This is a genomic window from Pseudomonas sp. HC1(2025), from assembly GCF_058742075.1.
In genome coordinates this window covers 3,204,671-3,225,433 of record NZ_CP196017.1, presented here as the reverse complement: position 1 = coordinate 3,225,433, position 20,763 = coordinate 3,204,671, and the positions used below count along the sequence as shown (strand labels likewise).

Annotated in this window: 20 protein-coding genes; 12 read left to right on the top strand and 8 right to left on the bottom strand. The window is 61.7% G+C overall.

Going from position 1 to position 20,763, the window contains the following annotated elements; all coding sequences use genetic code 11:
- The first annotated feature begins 14 nt into the window (after window positions 1–14).
- Genes ACSSVH_RS14455 through gspN form a run of 3 tightly spaced genes read left to right on the top strand, consistent with a single transcriptional unit; the run spans window position 15 to window position 2,220 of the window.
- Window positions 15–1,124: a type II secretion system protein GspL gene (locus tag ACSSVH_RS14455; protein WP_492633366.1), complete on the top strand. Its 1,110-nt coding sequence runs from the start codon at window positions 15–17 to the stop codon at window positions 1,122–1,124.
- A complete protein-coding gene (gspM, locus tag ACSSVH_RS14450; protein WP_172311623.1) occupies window positions 1,121–1,552 on the top strand; it encodes a type II secretion system protein GspM in 432 nt (143 codons plus the stop codon). Before ACSSVH_RS14455 ends, gspM begins: the two co-directional genes overlap by 4 nt.
- A complete protein-coding gene (gene gspN / locus ACSSVH_RS14445; RefSeq protein WP_492633365.1) occupies window positions 1,549–2,220 on the top strand; it encodes a type II secretion system protein N in 672 nt (223 codons plus the stop codon). The genes gspM and gspN overlap by 4 nt, the downstream gene beginning before the upstream one ends.
- Window positions 2,221–2,254: 34 nt before the next feature.
- Here the strand turns inward: gspN and ACSSVH_RS14440 are convergent, their stop codons facing one another.
- Window positions 2,255–2,491 carry a hypothetical protein gene (locus ACSSVH_RS14440; protein WP_492633364.1) on the bottom strand — a complete coding sequence of 79 codons (237 nt, stop codon included), beginning with the start codon at window positions 2,489–2,491 and terminating at the stop codon, window positions 2,255–2,257.
- Between ACSSVH_RS14440 and ACSSVH_RS14435 the strand changes: the two genes are divergently transcribed.
- From ACSSVH_RS14435 to ACSSVH_RS14415, 5 genes are all read left to right on the top strand, one after another.
- Window positions 2,490–4,391 (top strand): acyl-CoA synthetase, encoded by a 1,902-nt coding sequence (locus ACSSVH_RS14435; protein ID WP_492633363.1) that lies wholly within the window; start codon window positions 2,490–2,492, stop codon window positions 4,389–4,391. The genes ACSSVH_RS14440 and ACSSVH_RS14435 overlap by 2 nt on opposite strands.
- 126 nt (window positions 4,392–4,517) lie before the next feature.
- A complete protein-coding gene (locus ACSSVH_RS14430; RefSeq protein WP_492633362.1) occupies window positions 4,518–7,082 on the top strand; it encodes a bifunctional diguanylate cyclase/phosphodiesterase in 2,565 nt (854 codons plus the stop codon).
- An 80-nt stretch (window positions 7,083–7,162) separates the two neighbouring features.
- The gene (feaR, locus tag ACSSVH_RS14425; protein WP_169953010.1) at window positions 7,163–8,104 is read left to right on the top strand and encodes a transcriptional regulator FeaR; all 942 of its coding nucleotides are present in this window, start codon (window positions 7,163–7,165) and stop codon (window positions 8,102–8,104) included.
- 113 nt (window positions 8,105–8,217) lie between these two features.
- Window positions 8,218–10,317 carry a PQQ-dependent dehydrogenase, methanol/ethanol family gene (locus ACSSVH_RS14420; protein ID WP_492633361.1) on the top strand — a complete coding sequence of 700 codons (2,100 nt, stop codon included), beginning with the start codon at window positions 8,218–8,220 and terminating at the stop codon, window positions 10,315–10,317.
- Between the two features lie 73 nt (window positions 10,318–10,390).
- Complete coding sequence (locus ACSSVH_RS14415) at window positions 10,391–11,236, top strand: transporter (RefSeq protein ID WP_492633360.1); 846 nt, start codon at window positions 10,391–10,393, stop codon at window positions 11,234–11,236.
- 10 nt (window positions 11,237–11,246) lie between these two features.
- Here ACSSVH_RS14415 and ACSSVH_RS14410 read toward each other — a convergent pair whose 3' ends face one another.
- Window positions 11,247–11,582, bottom strand: a complete 336-nt coding sequence (locus ACSSVH_RS14410; RefSeq protein WP_169953015.1) for an ArsR/SmtB family transcription factor — start codon at window positions 11,580–11,582, stop codon at window positions 11,247–11,249.
- A gap of 57 nt (window positions 11,583–11,639) precedes the next feature.
- On the opposite strand from ACSSVH_RS14410, the gene ACSSVH_RS14405 reads away from it, so the two are divergent.
- Window positions 11,640–12,731, top strand: coding sequence for an NADH:flavin oxidoreductase/NADH oxidase (locus ACSSVH_RS14405; protein ID WP_492633359.1), 1,092 nt, complete (start codon window positions 11,640–11,642; stop codon window positions 12,729–12,731).
- 105 nt (window positions 12,732–12,836) lie between these two features.
- Here ACSSVH_RS14405 and ACSSVH_RS14400 read toward each other — a convergent pair whose 3' ends face one another.
- The gene (locus ACSSVH_RS14400; RefSeq protein ID WP_492633358.1) at window positions 12,837–13,382 is read right to left on the bottom strand and encodes a hypothetical protein; all 546 of its coding nucleotides are present in this window, start codon (window positions 13,380–13,382) and stop codon (window positions 12,837–12,839) included.
- Window positions 13,383–13,663: 281 nt separating this feature from the next.
- Here ACSSVH_RS14400 and ACSSVH_RS14395 point away from each other — a divergent pair, with 281 nt between their 5' ends.
- Window positions 13,664–14,833, top strand: coding sequence for a p-hydroxyphenylacetate 3-hydroxylase oxygenase component (locus tag ACSSVH_RS14395; RefSeq protein WP_492633357.1), 1,170 nt, complete (start codon window positions 13,664–13,666; stop codon window positions 14,831–14,833).
- Between the two features lie 63 nt (window positions 14,834–14,896).
- Window positions 14,897–15,838, top strand: a complete 942-nt coding sequence (locus ACSSVH_RS14390; protein ID WP_492633356.1) for a p-hydroxyphenylacetate 3-hydroxylase reductase component — start codon at window positions 14,897–14,899, stop codon at window positions 15,836–15,838.
- Between the two features lie 4 nt (window positions 15,839–15,842).
- Here ACSSVH_RS14390 and ACSSVH_RS14385 read toward each other — a convergent pair whose 3' ends face one another.
- Entirely contained in the window at window positions 15,843–16,736 is an 894-nt protein-coding gene (locus ACSSVH_RS14385; RefSeq protein ID WP_169953029.1) for a LysR family transcriptional regulator, read from the bottom strand.
- A gap of 131 nt (window positions 16,737–16,867) precedes the next feature.
- Here ACSSVH_RS14385 and ACSSVH_RS14380 point away from each other — a divergent pair, with 131 nt between their 5' ends.
- Complete coding sequence (locus ACSSVH_RS14380) at window positions 16,868–17,293, top strand: ester cyclase (protein WP_169953031.1); 426 nt, start codon at window positions 16,868–16,870, stop codon at window positions 17,291–17,293.
- Between the two features lie 53 nt (window positions 17,294–17,346).
- Here the strand turns inward: ACSSVH_RS14380 and nfsB are convergent, their stop codons facing one another.
- The 4 genes from nfsB to ACSSVH_RS14360 form a co-directional block, all read right to left on the bottom strand.
- The gene (nfsB, locus tag ACSSVH_RS14375) at window positions 17,347–18,000 is read right to left on the bottom strand and encodes an oxygen-insensitive NAD(P)H nitroreductase (protein WP_492633355.1); all 654 of its coding nucleotides are present in this window, start codon (window positions 17,998–18,000) and stop codon (window positions 17,347–17,349) included.
- A gap of 86 nt (window positions 18,001–18,086) precedes the next feature.
- On the bottom strand, window positions 18,087–18,398 hold the full coding sequence (locus ACSSVH_RS14370; protein ID WP_169953036.1) for a putative quinol monooxygenase: 312 nt from the start codon (window positions 18,396–18,398) through the stop codon (window positions 18,087–18,089).
- A gap of 127 nt (window positions 18,399–18,525) precedes the next feature.
- Complete coding sequence (locus ACSSVH_RS14365; RefSeq protein WP_492633354.1) at window positions 18,526–19,419, bottom strand: glycine betaine ABC transporter substrate-binding protein; 894 nt, start codon at window positions 19,417–19,419, stop codon at window positions 18,526–18,528.
- 47 nt (window positions 19,420–19,466) lie between these two features.
- On the bottom strand, window positions 19,467–20,630 hold the full coding sequence (locus ACSSVH_RS14360) for an L-dopachrome tautomerase-related protein (RefSeq protein ID WP_492633353.1): 1,164 nt from the start codon (window positions 20,628–20,630) through the stop codon (window positions 19,467–19,469).
- Window positions 20,631–20,763: the final 133 nt, after the last annotated feature.

Sequence of the window (20,763 nt, the reverse complement as noted above, 5' to 3'; positions counted from 1 at the left end):
GCCGGAGCGCAGGCATGTTTGAGCGTCTGCGGGCCAAGCCACGGGAATGGTTGCTGGTGCGCCCGCCGGCCACCGCCGAGGGCCGCTGGCAGTGGTTGCACTACAGCGCGCAACAGGCTTGCGCAAGCGGCACCTGGCCGCCACCGTCCGCGCTGTTGCAACTGCCGGGCGCCTTGATTATTCCAGCGCTCGATTGCAGCCATTTCTGCCTGCCGGCGCCGCCGGGGCTCAAGCGTCACGAATGGCCGCAATTGTTTGAAGAATATGCGCAGCAGCCCGCCGAAGCGTTGCTGGTCAGTTGCCTGTCCCGCGAGGCCGGGCAGTTGGAGTTGTTGGTGATGCATCGCGAGCAGGTCCAGCAATGGCTGGCCGAGTGTGCTGCGCTGGGGCTGCACATCACCCATGGCTGGGCGGATTTGCAGTTGTTGCCGCCAGCAGAGCCAGGGCAGGTAGTGGAGTGGCGGCGCGAATCGGTGCGCTACCTCAAGGCGCATTCCCGGCAATGGTTGGTGTGGCCGCCGGTATTGGGTGAGCGCCTGCCCCAGGCCTGGCGCGACCTGCCTGGCGAGACCCAAGAGGGCGACTGGCCGTCACGCCTGGCGCGCCTGGAGCAGTTGCCCAGTGTGCTGGAAGGCACGCGGGGGCCGCGCACACGGGTGACTCGAGCGCCACTGATGAGCGGCGTACAGCGCCGCTTGCTGCTGGCTTGCGTGGCGTTGGCGGCGTGTTGGGGCGCGGTGTATCTGGTGCAGAGCCTGCGTCAGGTTGATGTTTGGAAAGCCCAGGTCCGGGCGCTGGCCGGGCCTGCCAACAACCCGCAACAGGCGCGCGTGGCGCTGGCGCGAGTGCAGGGCGAGGCGAGCGACTGGCAGGTGCGCCAGCAACAGATCGTCGCCCTGGAGCAGGCGCTCTCCGGCTGGCTGCAACAGCAGCCAGGCTGGTCGGTGTCGCGCATCGAGTTTGACGGCAGCCGTTGGCGCCTGGCCTTGCGCGGCAATGGCCCCCGGCCGCTGCCCGGCGAATGGCAGGCCATGGCCCAGGCTGCCGGCGCGCAATGGACTGACGAGGCGCAACGTGTCGCCGGTCAATTGCACCTGAGTTTTGATCTGGGAGAACAACCATGAAAGCCCGGATGCTGGAGTACCTGGCCCACTTCAACCAACTGCCGCCCAAGCGCCGCTATGGCCTGTTGGCTGGCTGGTCGACCGTCGTGCTGTTGCTGCTGGTGCTGTTGACCCGGCCGCTGCTGGCGGCCTGGCAGGATGCACGCCAGTGGCAGGCGTTGGCGCAACAGGCCGGCGCACTGGTACCGCCGGCGGCGTTTTCCAACGAACAGTGGCAGGCCCTGGCGGTGTCGCGCCAATGGGTGCTGACCCGCGTTGAACAGCAAGGCGATCGCTGGCAATTGCAAGGCGAGCTGCCGGGGCCCCAGGCCCTGCAACTGCTGCTGCGGACGGTGCAGGAGCAGGGTGGGCGACCCGTGCAGTGGAGCCTGGAGCAGGGTGGCGGCCAGGGTTATGCCTTCAGCCTGGAAGTGGCGGCGCGGCCATGAGTCGTGCGGTGATCCTATGGGCGATTGTGGTGTTCAGCCTGACCGTGCTGCTGGAGCTGCCGGCCGCCTTCGTTGCCCGCCAGCTGCCCTGGCCGACCGGCTGGCAGCCCAGCGGCGTGGTGGGCAGCGTGTGGACTGGCCGCGCAGCGCGCGTCGGTGCCCTGGCGCCGGTGGACTGGAAGATCCGTCCGTGGGCGGCGCAGGTGAACCTGGGCTTTGCGCAACGCATCTGGGAGCTGTCGATCCATGGCTGGCCGTGGAGCTGGCAGGCGCAACTGGCCCCGCGTGCGGTCAGCGCCTTGCCGGCACCGATGTTCGTGCTGGACGGGCGTTGGGACGGGCGATTGCAGGTCAATGGCGCCGGAGCGGGTTGCCGTAACACCGACGGTGAGTTGCTGGGGCACGACCTGGCGCTGTTGAGCCCGTGGCTGGTCAAGCTGGGCAATACCCGGATCGAGTTGCAGTGCAGGGATGGCCTGCGGTTGCTGGCGGACCTGCAACTGGCGGCCGAGCACCATTTCAAGATCCAAGTCGACTCACAGCGCGTGCAGGTGGACGGGCAGATTGAACCGGGGGCCGCTGTGACCCCGTTGCTGGTGCAGGCGCGGTGGCTGCAACCGGCTGCGCAAAGCTTCAGCAAGGTGCTGGGTAAACCGTTAGTCCAGTAGGCGCCGTTTTGCCGGGACTCAAGCCGACCTTTGGCTACATCCCCACGTAGCCCAGGCGGTAGAGCGCCTGGTGCAGTTGGGCGTGCATGTCGAGGCCGACCCACTGGAGTTGTGCAAAACCGTGGTCTACGCTGGGGCCTTGGATTTGGCAGCGCAACTTTGCAGTGAGCAGAAGGGGTTGCTGGATCCGGGTCTGCTGCGTTTCACCGAGCAGTGCCAGCACACGACCCTGGCGCCCTTTGTAAAAAACACGGAAGAACATTAAACCCATGAACAGTCCTGTTTCCCTTGCCCGGTTGAGCGACATCCAAGCCTTCGAGCAACAATACCCGTTGGCCGAGCGCGACTTGCCTGGCAGTACCTATGAGTTGTTGCAGCGTGCCGCCGAACGCTTTGCCGATCTGCCAGCCTTGTGTTTTCTACCGACGGGCAGCATCGAGGATCAGCCCTGGCGCATCAGCTATGCCGAGCTTTTTGCCAAGGTCACACAAACCGCCAACGCCTTGCATCGTCTGGGCTTGCGCCCGGGCCAGGCGGTATCTTTCCTGCTGCCTAACCTGCCCCAGACGCACTTTGTGATTTGGGGTGCAGAGGCGGCGGGGATCGTCAATGCGATCAACCCGTTGCTTGAGCCTGAGCACATTGCAGAGCTGATCCGTGCTTCCAATACCTCGGTGCTGGTCACACTGGCACCGTTCCCCGGTACCGACCTATGGCAGAAAGTGGCGGCCCTGGCAGACTTTTTGCCACAGATGCCCACGATTGTGACGGTCGACCTCGCCAACCTGTTGCCGGAGCCGCAACGCAGCGCTGTAAGAGCCCAGCGGCCACCGATGCCCGCAGGCGTCCTGGACTTCGATGAACTGCTAGCCGCCGCCCCGGCCGATCACCTGGAAAGCGGGCGGGTTATCCAGCCGGACGACATCGCCTCCTACTTTCACACAGGCGGCACCACTGGCACCCCGAAACTGGCCCCCCACAGCCACTTCAACGAAGTGGCGATGGCCAAGATCATTGGCTTGCATGGGCGCTATGTACCGGGCGACGTGCTGCTATGCGGGTTACCGCTGTTTCACGTCAATGGGGTGATGGTCACCGGTCTCGCCGCGTTCCATTACGGAGCCCAGGTGTTGCTGGCCGGGCCCCAGGGTTACCGTAACCCGGCCTTGATCAAGGACTTCTGGAAGCTGGTGGAGCGCTACCGGGTCAGCAGTTTCAGTGGGGTGCCCACCATTTATGCGGCACTGCTGCAGATCCCAAATGACGGTATCGATGTTTCCAGCCTGCGCTTTGCGCTCTGCGGTGCAGCGCCAATGCCGGTGGAACTGATCCGCCAGTTCGAAGCCCGCACGGGGCTGCGCATCATCGAAGGTTATGGCTTGACCGAAGGCACCTGCGCCACAGCCTGCAACCCTTATGAGGGCGAGCGCCGGCCCGGTTCCATTGGCCTGCGCCTGCCGTATTGCCAGGTCAAGATCGTGGTGCTCGACAGCGCCGGCAATTATTGGCGTGACGCCGCGACCGATGAGCCGGGGACCCTGTGCCTGCGCGGCCCGACGGTGTTCAAGGGCTATCTGCAAGCGGACAAGAACACAGGTATCTGGCTGGATGGTGACTGGTTCAATACCGGCGACCTGGGGCGCATCGATGCCGATGGCTATATCTGGCTGACCGGTCGCAGCAAGGATTTGATTATTCGCGGTGGCCATAATATCGACCCGCAGATGATCGAAGAGGCGCTGCATCGCCATCCGTGCGTAGCGCTGGCCGCCGCAGTCGGCAAGCCGGATATCAGGGCCGGGGAACTGCCGGTGGTGTACGTGCAGCTCAAGGCCGGCGAGCACGCTAGCGAGGCCCAGTTACTGGAGCACGCCACACAGCACATTCATGAACGTGCGGCGGTACCCAAGAACATCTGGTTGGTGGAGCAGATTCCGCTGACCGCCGTGGGCAAGACCTTCAAGCCCGCTTTGCGCCTGGATGCGATCCGGCGGGTGTTCGAAGATGAGGTGTGGCAGGTCGCGGCGGCAAGCCGGGTGGAAGCCCACAGTGACGAGCGCCACGGGCAGCGCGTGGATATTCATGTACCAAACCTTAGCGCGATCCAGCGCGAGCAATTGGATCAGCGTCTGGGCGGGTTTGCCGTGCGTTATGTGGTGCATTGCGCATAGGGCGGTTTTCGGGCTGTTCGAAGCGCAAAAGTTGTCTATCGTCTATGGGCAGGCAGTCGCGCACCTGCGTGTGCGTCGTGTGGTTTTCGGTGCGGGTTGTTAGGGCGCCCTGGCGCCTGGAGCGCTATGGAAAAGCTCAACGTTGGCCCCAAGTCGTCGCTGGAAGGCAAGGTTTCCAATCTCTCTACCGCACGGGCTTATCTGCTCGCCTGTTCACTGCTGCTACTGGCCATGTTTTTGTTGGTCGGGGTGCTGCTGGTGTCCATTGCCGATCATCTGAATCAGGATGCCAGCGAGCACAGCCGGATCGATATCGAAAACGCCTTGCTGTCGGTTGAGCGCATCGCCGCCTCTACGGTCAAGGACTACGCGTTTTGGGGGGACGCCTACACACACCTGCATCAGCAGGTGGATGTGGATTGGGCGTTTGGGCGGCAAAACCTGGGTTCGACGCTGTTTGCCGACCTGGGTTTCGAGGGGGTGTTTGTTGTCGATCCAGCCGGGCGCACGGTGTACTCGGTGGTTGACGGCCAGTTGCAGACCGTTGCCGTGCAGGATTGGCTGCACATACCCATCGAGCCCCTGCTGGCCCAGGCCCGGCAGGCTGCCGCCAACAGCCAGTCGGTGACCCGGCTGGTACAGGCCGACGGGACACCTGCGGTGTTGGCCGCCGCAGCGCTGACGCCGGGCACTGATCCGAGCGTGAAGGCCGATAGCGGCCCGGCCTCTGTGTTGATCTTCATTGCCAAGCTCGCGCCGCAACGCTTGGCCGCATTGGGCCAGGACTTTGGTGTGCAAGGTCTGCAGGTTGCCCCGGCTGGCAGGGTAGCGGCGGGCGCACCGAGCCTGAGCCTGCGGGACAACGCCGGCGTTGTGCAATGGACCTCGGACGACCCGGGGCACCAGTTGCTGGTGCTGGTCGTGCCGCTGGTCACGGTCGCCGGCCTGATCTTCGCCCTGATGGCCTGGGTTATCCAGCGCCGCAGCACCGCCGCCGCGCGGATCATGGACAGTAACTACGCCACCCTGCAAGCCAGTCGCGCGGCGCTGGTGGTCAGCGAGGAGCGCTTTCGCGATGTGGCCGAAGCGGCCTCCGACTGGATCTGGGAAGTGGATACCCACTTGCGGTTTACCTACCTGTCGGAGCGTTTCGACGTGATCACCGGCCTCAAAGGGGCCAACTGCCTGGGGACGGCGGCGGATGAGCTGCTGACCTCGGATCAGGGCCTGTTGTCCAGCTGGTTCAAGGACCACGCCCATCGCCCGAATGCTATCGTGCAGTGCAACTACCTGTCGGGTGAAGGCGAGCCGCGTATCTGCCGGTTGTCGGTGCGCGAGATCCCCGGCCAGGGCTATCGGGGCACCGCCAGTGACATCACCGAAGAGGTCGAGGCCCGGCGGCGTATCGAGTACCTGTCGCAACACGATGCCTTGACGGGCCTGGCCAACCGTACGCGCATGCAGGAATTTCTCGAGGGCAAGCTCAAGGCGGTGCCGACCCTGGAAAGGCCGTTGGTGATGCTCAGTATCGACCTTGACCGCTTCAAGCCGGTCAATGACCTGCTGGGCCACGCCGCTGGCGATGAGGTGCTTAACCAGGTGTCCCGGCGCTTGCAGGGCTGCCTGCGCGGTGACGACCTGGTGGCGCGCATTGGGGGCGATGAATTTATGTTGGTGGTGGCGGGCATGAGTTCGCAGTTGGAGGTGGAAGGCCTCTGCCGGCGCCTGATCGACTGTATCGAGCTACCGTTTCATATCACCGAGCATGAAGTGTTTATCAGCGCCAGCATCGGCATTGCCATGGCGCCGGCGGATGCGACCCTGGCCGAAGAGCTGCTGCGCTACGCCGATATCGCGCTCTACGAAGCCAAGGAAAGCGGGCGCAATACCTGGCGTTTTTATGCGGGCGACATGAACGCACGCATTATCGAGCGGCGCCAGCTGGAAGCCGATCTGCGCCATGCGATCAAGAACGGCGAACTGCGCCTGGATTTCCAGCCGCGCTACCGTATCGAAGGCAAGCGCCTGGCCGGCGCCGAGGCCTTGGTGCGCTGGCAGCATCCGCGGCGCGGGCTGCTGGGCCCTGATGTGTTTATTCCTATCGCCGAAGAAACCGGGCTGATCCTGCCATTGAGCAACTGGGTGCTGCACGCGGCCTGCCAGGCGGCCGCTAGCTGGCCTGACGATGTGATGATCTCGGTCAACCTGTCCTCCACCGAGTTCCAGCGCGGGCACTTGGTGGCGCGGGTCAAGGCGGTGCTGGTGGAGACGGGCTTGAACCCGGCGCGACTGGAGTTGGAGTTGACCGAAAGTGTGATGCTCAACGACGAAAAGGTCGCCTTGAGCACCATGCAAGGCCTCAAGGCCCTGGGTGTGCGCCTACTGATGGACGACTTTGGCACCGGCTATTCGTCGTTGAGTTATCTGCGTTCATTCCCCTTCGACGGGCTGAAGATCGACCGCAGCTTTGTTGGTGGCCTGACCGCCAGCGGTGGCGATCAATCGATCATCCAGGCGATTGTCGGCCTGGGCCGCGCGCTCTCGCTGACGGTGACCGCCGAAGGCGTGGAAACCATCGACCAGCTCAAGGCACTGAAGGATGTGCAGTGCGATGAGGCGCAGGGTTTTTACCTCAGCGTGCCGGTGAACGCCCAGGCAATCAGTGCGTTGATCACCGGCCGCACTGACTAGCAGCCCCTTGCCCTGCTTGCACTGACCGCATATAGATAATATGTTAACAATATAACTATAAACGGTCTGTGGGAGGGGGTATGCCTGCCTTGTTGAACCCTTGCGTTGAGTTCGCCAACTGGAATCGTGACTTGCGTGCGGTATGCGGCAATTTCAGCACCGCACGTTCAGATCGACACAGTCTGTTCATTGGCAGCGTCCACGGCCAGGACGTGTGTGGCCTGGAGTTGGCACATATCCGCACCAATGCCGGGCTGATCAGCCGCCAGCACACCCACGGCGATGGGGACGATGACCGCCACTGTTTTCTGATCCTGCAGGGCAGCGGCCATCAGCGCATCCGCCAGCAGCACCGGGTAATCGATCTGGGGCCGGACGATATCGCCCTGGTGGACTCGGCCCAGGCCTTCGAGATCGAGCCCCAGGGGCTGGTGCAAAATACCTCGGTGCATCTGTCGCGCGCCGAGGTCGCCCGGCAATTCGGCCAGCAGCGGCTGTTTGGCAAGCTGGCGCGAAATAGCGTCGCCACCCATACGATTCGTGCACTGGTGCGCTCCCTGGAGGACGCGCAACTGAGTGAAGGTTATGGCGGCGAGAACGATGGCTCGGCCGTAGAGCAGGCCTTGATCGGCCTGGCGGCTGCCGGCCTGGACGAGCGCGCCGAGGGCCAGCCGGGCTTTGCCTGTGTGGGCCATAACGATATTTATGGCCTGGCCACGCGCCTGGTGGAAGCCTCCCTGCAAGAGACCGACCTTGGCCCCGAATACCTGGCGCGGCACCTGAATGTCTCGGTGCGCCAGCTTTACCGGTTGTTCGAGCAGCGCCATGAAAGTATTGCGCGCTACATCCAGCAACGCCGCCTGGAGCGGGTGGCACAGGACCTGCGCGCCCGCGATTTGCGGCATGAGTCGATCACCCAGATCGCCTTCAAGTGGGGGTTTGTCGACGCCGCGCATTTCAGTCGGGCGTTCAAGCGGCATTTCCAACATGCGCCCCGGGACTTTCGGCAGCAGCCGGCATAGGCAGCGCCTTGGCAGGGAATGCCAAGGGCTTTGGCAGCCTCAGTCAAGTGGGCGGGCGTGGCAGGCCCTCTAATAGAGTGGCCAGATCCGATTAATGTTGGAGAACAATAACAATGAAAATACGCAGCCTGCGCCTAGGCATGCCTTTGCTGGCGACCGCGTTCGCCACCCTGGCCCTGGCCGGCCCGGCCCAGGTAGATGGGCCGCGCATCATCGCCGCCGACCGTGAGCCTGGTAACTGGATGAGCCACGGCCGCACCTACGATGAGCAACGCTACAGCCCGTTGGACCGCGTGAATGCCGGTAATGTCGGGCAGTTGGGCATGGCCTGGACCACCAAGCTGGATATCGACAGCGGCACCGAGGCCACGCCGCTGGTGGTCGACGGGGTGATGTACACCACTGGGGCCTTCAGCATCGTTTATGCAATCAATGCCGCCACCGGCGAGTTGCTGTGGAAATACGATCCGAAAGTACCCGCCGAAAACCTCAGCCAAGGCTGCTGCGGCCCGGTCAATCGCGGCGTGGCAGTGTGGCAGGGCAAGGTCTATGTGGGCAGTTTCGATGGGCGCCTGATTGCGCTGGATGCGGGCACTGGCCAGCCGGTGTGGAGCGTCGACACCATCATCGATCGCAGCAAAAGCTACTCCATCACCGGCGCGCCGCGCATCGTCAAGGGCAAGGTGTTGATCGGCAACGGCGGCGCCGAATTCGGTGTGCGCGGCTACGTCACCGCCTACGACGCCGATACCGGCAAGCAAGTGTGGCGCTTCTACACTGTGCCGGGCGACCCCAAGCTGCCAGCGGAAAATGCGGCGATGGCCAAGGCCATGAGCACCTGGGATGGCGACGGTTGGGTCAAGTGGGGCGGTGGTGGCACAGTCTGGGACTCGATGGCCTACGACCCGCAACTGGACCTGCTCTACGTGGGGACTGGCAATGGCTCGCCGTGGAACTATCGGTTTCGCAGCAATGGCAAGGGCGACAACCTGTATGTGTCGTCGATCCTGGCGCTGCGCCCGGATACCGGCGAGTACGTCTGGCACTATCAGGTCACCCCGCAGGACCAGTGGGACTTTACCGCGACCCAGCACATGATCCTCGCCGATATCCAGATTGAGGGCAGCGTGCGCAAGGTGATCATGCAGGCGCCGAAAAACGGCTTCTTCTATGTCCTGGATCGCACCAACGGCAAACTGCTGTCGGCGAAGAACTTCGTGCCCGTGAATTGGGCCAGTGGCATCGACCTGCAAACCGGGCGGCCGATCCTTACCGGCGCAGCGGACTATTCCAAGGAGCCGAAGGTGGTGCAGCCGAGTTTCCTCGGCGGGCACAATTGGCACCCCATGTCCTACAGCCCGAAGACCGGCTACGTGTACATTCCGGCGCAGTACACCCTGGCCGAATTGAAGGCGGCCAAGGCCCCGCAGTTCTTGCCGAATAAATCGGTGGTCAACTTTGGCCTGGATGTGCCGGACCTGCCGGAAGACCCGAAAGCCCTCAACCAGATCCGTGATGCCTGGAGCGGTGAGCTGATTGCCTGGGATCCGGTCAAGCAAGAAGCTGCCTGGAAGCAACCCTACGTCAGCGCCGGCAACGGCGGCACCCTCGCCACGGCTGGCAACCTGGTGTTCCAGGGCACGGCCGATGGGCGGGTGGTGGCCTACCGCGCCGATACCGGCAAGCCACTGTGGGAGCACCGGGCCAACTCCGGCGTGATGGCGGGGCCGGTTACCTATACGGTCAACGGCGAGCAGTACGTGGCGTTTTCCGTGGGTTGGGGCGGGATCCTGCCGCTGCTGACCGGCCCGCTGACCAACAAGGGCAAGGTGCGGGCCGAGTCGCGGGTGATTGCCTTCAAACTGGGTGCCACAGGCCAGCTGCCACCGCCCAAGGCCGCGCCAGTACTGCCGACTACCCGCCAGGTACTCACGGCGACACCGGCGCAACTGGCCCAGGCCCGTGACATGTTCAACGGCCTGTGCGCCGGCTGCCATGGCCTGAACGTGATCAGCGGCGGGGTGGTGCCAGACCTGCGCTACCTGGATGACAACAAGCATGCGGCATTTCCAGCCTTTGTCAGCGGCGCGTTGATCAATAAAGGCATGCCGAACTTCTCCGACATTTTGCAGCGCGAAGACATGGAGTTGCTGCGCCAATACCTGGTCAAGCGTACCCAGGATCTGCAGGCCGATCTCAGCGCCGCTCACTGATCCCGTTTATCTCATGTGTGCCAGGCGACGCCATGGCCGAGTGTTGCCTCCAATAACAATAACGGTACTTGCCATGAAAACACTTAGCATCCTGACCCTGCTCTTGAGCCTGGTTCCCTTGGCCCACGCCGACGTCAAGCCGGACCCCGGCGACTACACGGCCTTGCCCCAAGGCACCGATGTGGTGGTGCTGTACCAGCAGAACCCGCGGGGTGACAAGGTTTACTCCGGCGGCAAGAAAGTCGCCGACAACCTTGACCTGGACATGACCGTGGGCGTGTTGCGCATGATCCACTTCACCGAGTTCTTCAACACCGGCCTGACCTGGGACCCGCAGATCGTCATCCCCTTCGGCTACCAGAAGATCGGCGCCAGCGACAGCAAGAACTCGGGGTTGGGCGACATCACGTTTGGCGGCACGGTGTGGACCATCGCGGACCTGGCCAATAACGAACACCTGGGTTGGTCGGCGTTTGTCACCGCGCCCACGGGCAGCGACAAGAACCAGGGATTTGCCCTGAGCAGCAACCGTTGGGCCCTGGATTTCCAGGTGGGCTACATCAAGGGGCTGACCGACAAAATCACCTGGGATGTGATTGCCGAGACCGAGTTCTACGGCGAGCAGCGCGCCACCGATGCCAAGAAGGACCCGCTGCTGCAACTGCACAACCACCTGCGCTACAACTTCACCCCCGAGACATATGCGGCTGTGTCCTATCGCCACAATTGGGGCGCACGCGAGACGCTGGACCATCAAACCCTGGCCACCAGCCGCAGCAATGGCACGCTGGGCTTTACCGTGGCCACGATGTTGGGCAAGCAAGTACAGGTATTAGGGCAATTGATGCATGACACATCGGTGCGCGAAGGGGTGAAGATCGACAATTCGCTGCAGTTTCGCCTGGCGTATTTCTACTGACACCGGGGCTTTATTGTTGGGAGAGGATGCTCTCAAGCAACCCTGGAAATCGCTCAGCCAACACATCGGCCCGCAACGAGTTCATATGGGTGGTGCCCACGCTGCGCGTATGCACCAGACCGGCGTCACGCAAAACCCGGAAGTGGTGAGACATGCTGGACTTCGGCCGCCCGCCGTCCAGCTCGCCGCAACTGGCTTCTTCCACCCCGGCCAGGCAGCGCACGATGTCCAGGCGCACAGGGTCACTCAACGCGTAGAGCAGGCGTTCAAGGGTCAGGTCTTCGGGGGAGGGGTGTTTAAAGGCTCGCATGAAGCGAATGATAACAGGGCTGGCATTGATTACCATAGTTCGATTAAGATCGAACTATCGAATCAAACGTTACTTTAGTTTCAGGAGTTTTTCATGGCTGCATTATTCGAACCCTTCACGCTCAAAGACGTTACGTTGCGCAATCGCATCGCCATTCCGCCAATGTGCCAATACATGGCCGAAGACGGCCTGGTCAACGACTGGCATCACGTCCACCTTGCCGGTTTGGCCCGGGGCGGCGCTGGCCTGGTGGTGGTCGAGGCGACCGCCGTGGCCCCTGAAGGTCGGATCACTCCAGGTTGCGCGGGGATCTGGAGCGATGCCCATGCCCAAGCCTTTGTGCCCATGGTGCAAGCGATCAAGGCGGCAGGCTCGGTGCCCGGCATCCAGATCGCCCACGCCGGGCGCAAGGCCAGCGCCAACCGCCCATGGGAAGGTGACGACCATATCCCCGCAGACGACGCCCGTGGCTGGCAAACCCTGGCACCTTCGGCCATCGCGTTTGGTGCCAACCTGCCGAAAGTCCCCCAGGCCATGACCCTGGAAGACATCGCCCGGGTACAGCAAGACTTCGTCGATGCCGCACGCCGTGCCCGTGACGCTGGCTTTGAGTGGATCGAACTGCATTTCGCCCACGGTTACCTGGGCCAGAGCTTCTTCTCCGAGCACTCCAACCAGCGCACCGATGCCTACGGCGGCAGCCTCGACAACCGCAGCCGCTTCATGCTGGAAACCCTGGAGGCCGTGCGCGCAGTCTGGCCGGAAAACCTGCCGTTGACCGCGCGTTTCGGGGTTATCGAATATGACGGGCGCGACGAACAGACCCTGGAAGAATCCATTCAATTGGCCCGTCGTTTCAAAGATGGCGGCCTGGATCTGTTGAGCGTCAGCGTTGGCTTCACCATCCCCGACACCAATATCCCCTGGGGCCCGGCGTTCATGGGCCCAATCGCCGAGCGCGTGCGCCGCGAAGCCGGTCTGCCGGTCACCTCGGCGTGGGGTTTTGGTACGCCGCAGTTGGCCGAAGGAGCGCTACAGGCTGGTCATCTGGACCTGGTCTCCGTGGGCCGTGCACACCTGGCCGACCCACACTGGGCGTACTTTGCCGCCAAGGAACTGGGGGTGGACAAGGCCTCCTGGACCCTGCCGGCGCCGTACGCGCATTGGCTTGAGCGCTATCGCTAAGCTGTAGGAGCTGGCTTGCCGGCGATGGTCGTCAACGATATCACTGGGCACCAGGATGAATGCGGTGCCTGGTTTTTTTCGCCGGCAAGCCAGCTCCTACAATAACTACGGTTTCAAATTTCGCATTGACGCGAAGGATGTCGCTAGCCGGCGGTAAATCAGATCATCGTCCAGATCGATATCTCCATCGCCGTCGGCATCTTTTCGACTTTTGGCGATAATGCTGCGGTAATTCCAATATTGATCTGGATTTGCCGCGGTCACGGTAAAGTCAGGCCGGGTAAGGTCTCGGTTGCCTTTATTAAAGTGCATGATGTTGACATCTTTTACGTTACTGGCATCAAAGGCAATCAAGATACGGTCAAACAGTCGCTTGCCCTCATGGAATGGGCTCAATGTGACCATCTGCGTTACAAAGTTGGCGGCATTTATGTAATAGCTTCTATCCTCGTCGTCATGTTTTCCGTCGCCATCTGCATCATTGGTCCCGCCAACCGCGTCGTACTTCCAGTTGTCATTACTCGAATAGATCACTACGCGGGCATTGGGGGCATCCAAGTTATAATTGCCTTCGTCATAGCGAGACATTACAACTTCAGGGTTGCCAGCGCCGTCCATATCTCTGAATTCATAAAGTTGTTTGTGGTTCATCTCAGCACCCAATCTTTTAAGTAACTGTCGATGCCAAGCTAAGGCTGGTGTGCCTTAAACGTCTACTGTCATATTTCACAGGTGTCTGCTTATCCAGTGACCTTTCATGACGGCCATGAAAAGTACAATCTTCCATCCGGAACGTGCATTTTGCGCTGCGACCAAGCGCCACATACTGGTCGCGTCGTTACGAACGTTCCCGGTTGTTTTAAGCCTCCTGTCCCGTGAGCGGGGTGCAGGCTGGCCAGGAATGGGGATATCCAATAATAAAGAGAGCACCCATGAAAAAGCCAAATCCTCTGCTGGAAGACCTCAAGTCGGTCTTGCCCACCATTGCTGCCAATGCCTTCACCGCCGAGCATGATCGGAGCGTGCCTGTTGAGAACATCGCGTTGCTCAAGGGGATCGGCATGCATCGCGCGTTTTTGCCAAAAAAATACGGTGGCATGGAAATTTCACTGCCGCAGTTTGCCCAGTGCATCGCCCTGTTGGCCGGCGCTTGCGCGAGCACCGCGTGGGCGATGAGCCTGCTGTGTACTCACAGCCATCAGATGGCAATGTTTGCGGCAAAGTTGCAGGACGAGGTCTGGGGCACAGACCCCGACGCAACCGCCAGCAGCAGTATCGCGCCGTTCGGTCGTACCGAAGAAGTGCAAGGTGGCGTGACCTTCAGCGGCGAGATGGGCTGGAGTTCGGGGTGTGACCATGCCGAGTGGGCGATCATGGGCTTTCGTCGCAAAAATGCCCAAGGCACCCAGGATTATTGCTTCGCCGTGCTGCCGCGCAGTGACTACACGATTCGTGACGACTGGTTTGCCGTGGGCATGCGTGGCAGCGGCAGCAAGACCTTGATCGTCGACCAGGCCTTCGTCCCCGAGCACCGTATCCAGAAGGCCAGGGACATGATGGAAGGCCAGTCGGCCGGCTTTGGCCTGTACCCCGACAGCAGGATTTTCTTCGCCCCGTACCGTCCGTATTTTGCCAGCGGCTTCTCTACCGTCAGCCTGGGGATCGCCGAGCGCATGCTCGAGGTGTTCCGCGAAAAAACCAAAAACCGTGTGCGTGCCTACACGGGTGCGGCGGTCGGCGCAGCGACCCCTGCACTGATGCGCCTGGCCGAGTCTACCCACCAGGTGGCCGCTGCCCGGGCGTTGCTGGAAAAGAGCTGGGAGGAGATCGCCGAGCACAGCGAACGCCACGAGTACCCCAGTCGCGGCACCCTGGCGTTCTGGCGGACCAACCAGGGCTACGCCACCAAAATGTGCATCCAGGCGGTGGACCGGTTGATGGAGGCGGCAGGCGGTGGCGCCTGGTTTGAATCCAACGAGTTGCAACGGCTGTTCCGCGACGCTCATCTCACCGGGGCGCATGCCTATACCGACTACGACGTTTGCGCACAGATCCTGGGGCGTGAACTGATGGGCCTGGAGCCGGACCCGGCAATGGTCTGACCGACCACTCTTTACCTATAAGAACAATCAGGGCAGGGCCATCGGCCTGCCCGGGAGTCTTGCATGTCTATTGAAAATCCAAGCAGCGCATTCGATACCCGCGCGTTTCGCCGCGCCCTGGGCAATTTCGCCACCGGTGTCACGGTGGTTACGGCGGCTGATGCCAGCGGGCGCAAAGTCGGTGTGACCGCCAACAGCTTCAACTCGGTGTCCCTGGACCCGCCGCTGATCCTGTGGAGCATCGATAAACGCTCGACCAGCCACGAAGTGTTCGAGACGGCCAGCCACTTTGCGGTGAACGTGCTGGCCGCCGATCAGATCGACTTGTCCAACAACTTCGCCCGGCCCAAGGAGGATCGCTTTGCCGAAGTCGAGTACCAGGCCGGCGAGGGCGGGGCGCCGATTCTGGCTGACTGCTCGGCACGCTTTGAGTGTGAGAAGTTCCAGCAGGTAGACGGGGGTGACCACTGGATCATGATTGGCAAAGTGGTCGCGTTCGACGACTGTGGTCGCTCGCCACTGCTGTATCACCAGGGCGCCTACTCCATGGTGCTGCCGCACACCCGCATGACCAAGCGCGAGGAAGGCCAGGCACCGAGCAGTCATTTCCAGGGCCGCCTGAGCCATAACCTTTACTACCTGATGACCCAGGCGCTGCGGGCCTATCAGGCCAGCTACCAACCGCGCCAACTGAGCACCGGCCTGCGCACCAGTGAGGCGCGGATGCTGATGGTGCTGGAGAACGACGCTGGCCTGAGCCTGGCCCAGTTGCAGCGCGAAGTGGCAATGCCGGCACGCGAGATCGAAGAGGCGGTGAACAACCTCAAGCGCAAGGCGTTGGTACGCGACGATCAGGAGCGGGTCAAACTCACCCCCAAGGGCATCGACGAAACCGAGTCGCTGTGGACCATCGCCCGCGAGCAGCAGGACCAGGTCTTCAGCCAATTCAGCGATGAGCAGTTGGAGACCTTCAAGACGGTGCTCAAGGCGGTGATCCAGCACTGATTGCTCAGTCCAGGTGCTGGAAATGCTTGACGATAAAGTCGATAAACACGCGGGTCTTGGCCGGCAGGTGGCGTCGTGAGGGATAGACCAGGTTGATTTCCAGGCGGGGCAGGTGCCAGTCGCACAAGACCGGCACCAGGCGCCCGGCGACGATATCGTCGTGTATCACGTAGGTAGGCTGTGCGAGGATGCCCAGGCCCTGCAGCGCCAAGGAGCGCAACAGATAACCGTCGTTGGACTCCAGCGCAGGAGTGACGGGTACGGTGATGGTCTGGTCGTTGCGCTGGAAAGTCAGCTCGTAGGGATCGCTGGCATAGGTGTAGAGCAACAGTGGGTGGTCAGCCAGGGCCTGTGGGTGTTCCGGGTGGCCGCAGCGCTCGAGGTAGTCTGGCGCTGCGGCCAGCAGGCGACGGGTGTCGGTCAGGCGGCGGATCACCAGGCTGGAGTCGGGCTCGCTGTCACGGGTGCGCAGGGCGACGTCGATGTTGTCGTCGATGATGTCGTGGTAGCGGTTCTCGGCCACGATATCCAGGCGCACATCCGGATATTGCGCCTTGAACCTGGGCACCAGCGGCAGGATGTGTTGCAGGCACAGGGACAAGGAAGCGGTCACGCGCAACACCCCGGCCGGATGGTTTTTGCTTGCGCTGACCGCTTCGGTCGCACCTTGCATCGCCGTGAGGGCCGCCTTGGACTGGGTATAGAACGCCTGGCCGACTTCGGTGACGAACAAGCGCCGGGTACTGCGTTCTATCAGCCGCACGCCCAGGCGATTCTCCAAGGCCGCCAGGTGCCGGCTGGCGGCGGCACTGGACAGGTCCAGGGCATCGGCGGCCTTGGTCACGCTGCCCAGTTCCACGACCTTTACAAACAACTCATATTCGGTCCAGCGATCCATCAGCATTGCTCCGCTGCGCGCAAGTGTGTTTTCCATCTACAGAGTTTTTCGGGTGTGTGGTGCCGGTTAACCTTTTTTCGCCCCAGGCAGTCTAGCCGTTGGGTGCAGGGAAAAACTTGATCGGAGTCGAAATGAGCAAGAATCTGGACACAGTGAAGAAGTACTTCAAGTATTGCGTCGATGGGAAGGATGTTGAGCGTGTCGCGCAGTTTTTTGCCGATGATGTGGTGGTTCATCGCCCCGATTGCCCGGCGCCTATCATCGGTGTCGAACCTTTCAAACAGGCCTTGCGCCTGAACGTCACCGAGCGCTACGACTCGATCGTGACCACCTTCCAGAAAGAGGTCGTGGCCGGCGATGTGGTGGTGGTAGCGCTGATGCATCACGCCAAGGGCTCGAACACCTGGCATGGCTTTGATGTGAGCGGCAAGGACTTGGCCTGGAGCGCGCTGACCTATTTTCGCTTCAATGCCCAAGGCAAGGTGGTCGAGGAAATCGTCGAGCGCAATGAGCTGTTCATGGCCAGGCAGCTCGGCATTTTTACCAACGGCGCCTAGCACTTTGCGCGGGGCTGCCGGGCCCCGCGCAAGCGCGCTGATTGTCACGGCGATCAGATAAAATCGAACAGAACCTGGGCAGGCAACCGGGACTTTGACAGGCGCGCGTTGAAGTCTTCGTTGCTGCGATAACCCAGGCTCACCACGACTGTGCTGGTAAACCCGCGTTCGCGCAGGCCCAGTTCGGTATCCAGCACCTTGCTGTCGAAACCTTCCATGGGTGTTGCATCAAGGTCCAGTGCCGCAGCCCCCAGTAACAGGGTACCCAGGGCCAGATACGTTTGTTTTTCCATCCAGTGCTGGACGTCCTTGAGGTCGTAGCGATGCAGGTTGACAAAGTTGCGTCGTCCTCGGTCCTGGCCTGCCTTGGCTTGCGCGTCGTGAAAGCGTCCATCGCTGGCCTCTTGACTGAGCAAGGCCTGCAGGTACTCCTCGGACATCTGGGTACGGGTACACAGCACCAGCACATGGGAGGCGTCGAGGATTTTTGCCTGGTTGAAGCCAAAGGCACCTTCCACACTGTGGGTAATGCGCGCCTTAGCGTGCTCACTTTCAGCGATCACAAAGTGCCAGGGTTGCGAGTTGACCGACGAGGGACTGTTGCGCAGTTGTTCCAGCAAGGGCTCCAGGGTGGTTTTGGGAATCTTGCGTGAAGCATCGAAGAGTTTGGCGGTGTATCGGCGTTTGGAAAGCGTGAGCATGTCCATCATTAGATCCCCTCTGTTAGCTGAAGGTTTTGAATTGAGTTGCTGTGGTGTCCACCCCCTTGAAGCGGGGGTGGACCGGGCTGCTTTCAGGCAATGGCCTGGTAGAAATTCACTTGTGCCTCATCCAGGTAGGCGAGGATCTTCGCCGGCAGGCGCTCGGTAGGCTTGGCCGGGCCGAAGGCCTTGTAGAGGGTTTCAAAATGCGCGTGCAGGTCCTCGACGCTTTGCCATTGTTCATTGAGGAAAAACTTGTTGGGGTTCTCTTCGTCCTGGTGCCACTGATAAACCACGGCCTTGTCATGCTGGTGCGTGAGCTTTTGCGAAACGGCGGCTACATCACGGAAAAACTCGGCCTGTTTACCGGCTTTGATGGTGCCGCTGAACACTAGATAGAGCATGGTGGATTCCTCATTGGTAGGGCATTGCAGAAAGCCTGCAACGCCAAGTTATTCCCCGTGGACAAAGGCTTGTAGCCCGCCCGTGGCGAATTCAGAATGCGTGAAGTGCATCGAAAGACGCGCCTGTTCAGGCCAGCGGCGCCAACCAGCCACGCAAGGTTTGAGGGTGCCTTGCCAGCCAGTCGCTCGCGGCTTCGTCAGCCGACTGTTCGCCACGATTGAAGGCATCGTCGAGCTCGGCAACGATGGTGTTCGACAGGCGAATATTGTCCAGCACCTGGATCTCGGCGGTCGTCAGCAGCGCCAGGCGATCCTCGCGCGCCAGCAGCACGGCGCGGTCGACGCTGCCGAGCAAACCCTTGGGGTCCTTGAGGTCGCGGATGTGATAGCGATGATGCAGGAACAGTGGATGCCACAGCGGGACGATGCCCCATCGCCGCTGGCGATACAGGGCCTCAAAGGCGTCAATGCAATCATCCTGGGTGCCTGTACGGAACAGGTACCCGGCGCGGCCCAAGCCGTACTCGTCCATGATTTTCAGCGAGAACCGGGTAATCCCGGCGCCTGGCCCGATGCCCTGGATCAGTGGGTTCATCCGGGCGCGGACTTGAGGTTTGAGCAGGTCCTCGATGGAGGCCACTTCGTGCTCGTTCACGTAGTCAGGCACCCCCCACAATGCATAGGGCTCGTAATGCAGGCCCAGTTCACGGGTAGGCGTCACCGCGTCGATCGTCTGCTTGTAGATCCCGTGGCTGAAAGGAATCCAGGCTGAGGCAATCATGTCGATCGTGCCTTCGCGCAGTCGCTTGAAGTTGTCTTCGTGCAGGGCATATTGGCGCTCCACGGTCAGCCCCATGTGTTGCATGACCTGCGCGACTACCGCTGCAGTAGCGCGGTGGAACGACAGGTCGGTGACGCCCAGCCGTATACGCCGTGAGCCGTTGGCGATGTTGGCCCGGGCGAAGTCTTGATGGGTCACGGGCAGTTTTTTACCCGGACGCCTTGGTGTGGTTTTACCCATGGTTGTGCCTTCACGATGATGAGCGGTGAGGGGGGCTGGTCCGTTGCCTAGTGCGTGGGTGCCGGCGCCGCGTCAATCTTCACCCGCAGCAGGCTGTAGGGTTTCTGGCGCAGATCCTTGCCTGCGTGAAAAATGCCCTGGCGATGCAACTGGTTGGCCATGAAATACAGATAGCCGTCGGGGCCAATCGACAGGGTGTCGGGCCAGAGCACACGCGGGTCGTGGACGATGGTCTGCCACTGCCCATTCGCCAGGCGTTTGCGCACGCTGTTGTGTTCATAGTCGCCGGCATAGAGGGCTCCGGAAGCGTCTGCCTCAAGCCCATCGGAGGCGCCTTTTTCGCCAAGGTCCTGGACTGCCATGTCGAGCCGCGTTTCGCTGACCGAAGGATCACGCAGGAGCGCGGTCGGTACCGAGTACAGATGGCGGCTGGACAGCGGGCAGAAGTACAAGGTCTGGCCGTCAGCCGACAGGGCGATGCCATCGGACGCTACTGCAAAGGGCCGGGTGCTGCCGTCGGCGTTGCGAACCTGCAAGACCTGGCCTTCGACCTTGGGTACGAAGGTCGGGTCTACGGAGGTCGAGGTGGCGCCACTGAGGCGGCGGATGGCGGTACCGCTGGCAATGTCCATGACGATGATCGCCCCGGGACCGCTGAGCGAGGAGTCGGTGATATAGATCACGCCTTCGTCCCCCACCCGAAAGTCAAAGCGCATGTCGTTGACGTAGGTGCTGGGCAGCATCACGTTTTTCGGGAAGACCAGGGTCTTGACCACTTTATTGCTGGCCAGGTCGACGGCCACCAGCTTGGCGCCGCCTGGTGTTGGCGATGCGAAGCCGGGGGCGGCAGTATCCAGGATCCAGATACGCCCGCGACCATCGGCCACCACACTTTGCACGCTGATAAAACCCTTGGCCGGGTCGTTCGGGTTGGCCTGGTTCATGGCCAGGTCAGGATAAGGCACGACCTTGCCATCGCGCAGCTCCGCGACGGTAAACGGCACGGCATCGCCCCATCGTGGAAAATTGACAAAAATCCGCCCGTTTTCGGCAACGCTGACGCCAGTGGGCATGGCGTCGTGGAAAGCGAACACCTGCTCGATGACGCCAACGGTTTGTTCACTGGGCAACGACGAGCGCTGGGCCGCATGGCTGTCGAGGGCAATCGTCAGGGCCAGGGCCGACCAGATAAAGGGGTGCTTGAGGTGCATGAAGAGCTCCAGGATCAGCAGGTAAGGGCGCGTTGTGGCCCATGGTGTGCGTTCCCGGCATGTGGAAAAAGCCACTAATGGCGCTAACAGTTTCATCGCAATCGAGAAAGTGCAGGCGTTGTTCGCCAGCCAA

Coding starts and splice junctions, on each gene's coding strand:
- ACSSVH_RS14455 (WP_492633366.1), top strand. CDS start 15: ATGTTTGAGCGTCTGCGGGCCAAGCCACGGGAATGGTTGCTGGTGCGC.
- gspM (WP_172311623.1), top strand. CDS start 1,121: ATGAAAGCCCGGATGCTGGAGTACCTGGCCCACTTCAACCAACTGCCG.
- gspN (WP_492633365.1), top strand. CDS start 1,549: ATGAGTCGTGCGGTGATCCTATGGGCGATTGTGGTGTTCAGCCTGACC.
- ACSSVH_RS14435 (WP_492633363.1), top strand. CDS start 2,490: ATGAACAGTCCTGTTTCCCTTGCCCGGTTGAGCGACATCCAAGCCTTC.
- ACSSVH_RS14440 (WP_492633364.1), bottom strand. CDS start 2,491: ATGGGTTTAATGTTCTTCCGTGTTTTTTACAAAGGGCGCCAGGGTCGT.
- ACSSVH_RS14430 (WP_492633362.1), top strand. CDS start 4,518: ATGGAAAAGCTCAACGTTGGCCCCAAGTCGTCGCTGGAAGGCAAGGTT.
- feaR (WP_169953010.1), top strand. CDS start 7,163: ATGCCTGCCTTGTTGAACCCTTGCGTTGAGTTCGCCAACTGGAATCGT.
- ACSSVH_RS14420 (WP_492633361.1), top strand. CDS start 8,218: ATGAAAATACGCAGCCTGCGCCTAGGCATGCCTTTGCTGGCGACCGCG.
- ACSSVH_RS14415 (WP_492633360.1), top strand. CDS start 10,391: ATGAAAACACTTAGCATCCTGACCCTGCTCTTGAGCCTGGTTCCCTTG.
- ACSSVH_RS14410 (WP_169953015.1), bottom strand. CDS start 11,582: ATGGTAATCAATGCCAGCCCTGTTATCATTCGCTTCATGCGAGCCTTT.
- ACSSVH_RS14405 (WP_492633359.1), top strand. CDS start 11,640: ATGGCTGCATTATTCGAACCCTTCACGCTCAAAGACGTTACGTTGCGC.
- ACSSVH_RS14400 (WP_492633358.1), bottom strand. CDS start 13,382: ATGAACCACAAACAACTTTATGAATTCAGAGATATGGACGGCGCTGGC.
- ACSSVH_RS14395 (WP_492633357.1), top strand. CDS start 13,664: ATGAAAAAGCCAAATCCTCTGCTGGAAGACCTCAAGTCGGTCTTGCCC.
- ACSSVH_RS14390 (WP_492633356.1), top strand. CDS start 14,897: ATGTCTATTGAAAATCCAAGCAGCGCATTCGATACCCGCGCGTTTCGC.
- ACSSVH_RS14385 (WP_169953029.1), bottom strand. CDS start 16,736: ATGGATCGCTGGACCGAATATGAGTTGTTTGTAAAGGTCGTGGAACTG.
- ACSSVH_RS14380 (WP_169953031.1), top strand. CDS start 16,868: ATGAGCAAGAATCTGGACACAGTGAAGAAGTACTTCAAGTATTGCGTC.
- nfsB (WP_492633355.1), bottom strand. CDS start 18,000: ATGGACATGCTCACGCTTTCCAAACGCCGATACACCGCCAAACTCTTC.
- ACSSVH_RS14370 (WP_169953036.1), bottom strand. CDS start 18,398: ATGCTCTATCTAGTGTTCAGCGGCACCATCAAAGCCGGTAAACAGGCC.
- ACSSVH_RS14365 (WP_492633354.1), bottom strand. CDS start 19,419: ATGGGTAAAACCACACCAAGGCGTCCGGGTAAAAAACTGCCCGTGACC.
- ACSSVH_RS14360 (WP_492633353.1), bottom strand. CDS start 20,630: ATGCACCTCAAGCACCCCTTTATCTGGTCGGCCCTGGCCCTGACGATT.